The organism is Saccharothrix hoggarensis (assembly GCF_042678885.1).
GTDB lineage: Bacteria > Actinomycetota > Actinomycetes > Mycobacteriales > Pseudonocardiaceae > Actinosynnema > Actinosynnema hoggarensis.
Map to the genome: position 1 here is coordinate 1 of NZ_JBHTLK010000413.1, position 2,747 is coordinate 2,747.

A 2,747-nucleotide genomic window follows, 5' to 3' on the forward strand; every position below is an offset into this window, starting at 1 on the left:
CCGAACCCGCCGACCCAGCGGCTCGAACCCCCGGCCGCGCCGCACGTCGCCCAGCCCGGAACGCCGCCCGACCGCGTCCCACCTCGCCGGCAGCAGCCGCCCGGCACACCGCCGCGGGGGATCCCGGCCCACGGCGGACAACCCCACGGGACGCCACCCCCTGGCGCACCACCCCGTCGGGTGCCACCTCACCGCCCCGAACCGCGCCACCCCGAACCCCACGGCACCGGACCCCACGGCACTGACTCCCACGGCGCCGAACCCCGGAGCTCCGAACCCTGGAGCTCCGAACCCCGGAGTGCCGAACCCCCCGCCACGGAACACCAGGGCGACCAGCCCGCACCTCGACACTGGAAGTCCCTGTGACCAACGGATCTCTCCTCCTCCCGGAGGTGGCAACGCTCGGCCTCGCCATCGGCCTGGTGTTCTCGCTCGCCTGCTACCTCACCACCAACCTGTCCCCCGGCGGCATGATCACCCCGGGGTGGCTGGCGCTGACGCTCGTCGAGGACTACCGGCGGGCCCTGCTCGTGGTCGCGATGAGCGCGGTGACGTTCGGCGCGGTCAAGCTGCTGCAACGGGCGGTGATCCTCTACGGCAAGAGGCTCTTCGCCGCCGTGGTGCTGACCGGCGTGCTGCTCCAGACCACGTTGTTCATGTTGATCCAGAACGACTACCCGCTGCTGTTCGCGCACCAGACGCTCGGGTTCGTCGTGCCGGGCCTGATCGCCTACCAGCTCGTCCGGCAGCCTCCGCTGGTGACGGTCCTGGCGACCGGTACGGTCAGCGCCGCGGGTTACGGTGTGCTGGCCAGCGGCGTGCTGGTCGGACTCGTGCCGACGGTCTGAGAGGCTCGCTGGAGGTGCCGTGAAGCGGGGAAGTGCACGTCCGGCGCTGGCCGCTGCCGCCGTGGTCGTCGCGCTCGTCGTCGGCGTCGTCGTGTGGTGGCCGACCGAGGACGCCGCCGTGGTGCCGCCCGCCGTGGGGCACGTGGAAGCCCCGATCCCCGCGGAAAGCCACGTCGCGCCGGTGGCCGACCTGGTCTACGAGCGGCTCGCCCAGCCCGCGCGCACGGTCGTCCGCGACCGGGCCGGCACGGTCGTCGCCACGTTCACGGACGACGCCCGGACCGCCGTCCTCGACGGCCCCCGCCGCACGTTCAGCGAGCCGAAGGCCACCTCCGCCACCATCGACACGGCCGCCTGGGTGCGGTTGCTGCCGAGGCCGTGGCAGGCGGGCGCGGAGACCTCGGACTGGTTCCGGTCCTGGTTCGACGAGGCCCGCGCGGACACCAGCCCGGACGTGCTGGCCGTCGCCACCGAGTACCTCGTCGACGCGCCGGCCAAGACCGACGCCGAGGGCGTGCGCTTCCGCGGCGACGCGTCGTTCGGGCCGGTCAAGTCGTCCGGCGCGGGACGCCAGGAGCAGTCGGACTTCTACGACTACCTGGGCGTGCCGTGGGACTTCCCGAACGGCGTCACCGGCCGACCCGACGACAGCCGCTACGGCTCCGTGGACTGCTCGGGCTACGTGCGGCTGGTGTTCGGCTACCGCCTCGGCATGCCGCTGCTCGGCACCAACACGGCGGGTCCGGGCATCCCCCGCCGCGCGTTCGCGATCTCGCAGTTCGGCCCCGGCGTCCAGCTGGTCGCCGACGAGCGCCGCCGCGCCACCGACTACGGCATCCTGCAGCCCGGCGACCTGGTGTTCTTCGAGGTGGAGGACGACCCGGAGACGCTCGACCACGTCGGCATCTACTTCGGCCTCGACAGCGACGGCCACCACCGGTTCATCTCGAGCCGGGAGCGCATCAACGGGCCGACGCTCGGCGACGTCGGCGGCACCTCCCTGCTCGACGACGGCGGCCACTACTCGACGTCGTGGCGGTCCGCGCGCCGCCTCTGAGCGCGCCGACATCACCGCCACCACCGCCGCAATTGCCGTCGAACGCCATTCGACCATTGTTCGACTGCGTTTCGCCGAATCAGTCGAAATAGCAATTATTCCGGCGTTCCATTCACGTGCGTGAACATCCTGTGCAATCCGCCTGCCACGCGTTATTGTCTCCGGGAGCGCTCCCAGAACACGTTGTGCGAACTACTAGTTCAGATATGTGCACAACAACGGGGAGTTGCTCGACGGAACTCGCTCGCAAGGAGGCGACGCATGAGTTTGCGCACAGGCAACCGCACGACAAGGCCCACCGGTCGGCTGGCGGCGATGGCGGCCGCGGCGTCGGTCACGGCGTTGGCGGCGACGATGGTGGTGGCCGGCGGGCAGAGCGCCCACGCCGCCGCCGGCTGCAAGGTCGACTACACCGTCGTCAACCAGTGGGGCGGCGGGTTCGGCGCGAACGTCACCATCACGAACGTGGGCGACCCGCTGTCGAGCTGGACCCTGGAGTGGACCTTCACCGCCGGCCAGCGCGTCGACCAGCTGTGGGGCGGCGAGTTCAGCCAGTCCGGCAGCACGGTGACCGTCCGGAACGCCTCGTGGAACGGCTCCCTCGCCACCGGCGCCTCCACGACCCCCGGCTTCAACGGCACGTGGACCGGCTCGAACCCCGCGCCGACGTCGTTCAAGCTCAACGGCGTGGTGTGCACGGGCTCGCCCACGTCGACCACGACGTCCGCGACGTCCACCGGCACGTCGTCGTCGACCACCAGCCGCACCACCACGTCCACGACGACGTCCACGTCGACGACTGCTCCGGGTGGTGGCGGTGACGGCAGTGGGCCGTGGCCGAC

The 2,747-nt window shown here is 71.5% G+C and carries 3 protein-coding genes; all 3 read left to right on the forward strand.

The genetic code is table 11. The annotated features are described in order from the left end of the window. Positions 1 to 362 precede the first annotated feature (362 nt). Positions 363 to 848, forward strand: a complete 486-nt coding sequence (locus ACFQ3T_RS35685; RefSeq protein WP_380730409.1) for a poly-gamma-glutamate biosynthesis protein PgsC/CapC — start codon at positions 363 to 365, stop codon at positions 846 to 848. A gap of 19 nt (positions 849 to 867) precedes the next feature. Further along, positions 868 to 1,905, forward strand: a complete 1,038-nt coding sequence (locus tag ACFQ3T_RS35690; RefSeq protein WP_380730411.1) for an NlpC/P60 family protein — start codon at positions 868 to 870, stop codon at positions 1,903 to 1,905. Positions 1,906 to 2,166: 261 nt separating this feature from the next. After that, positions 2,167 to 2,747: cellulose-binding domain-containing protein (locus ACFQ3T_RS35695; protein ID WP_380730413.1), on the forward strand; the 581-nt coding region annotated here is incomplete at its 3' end.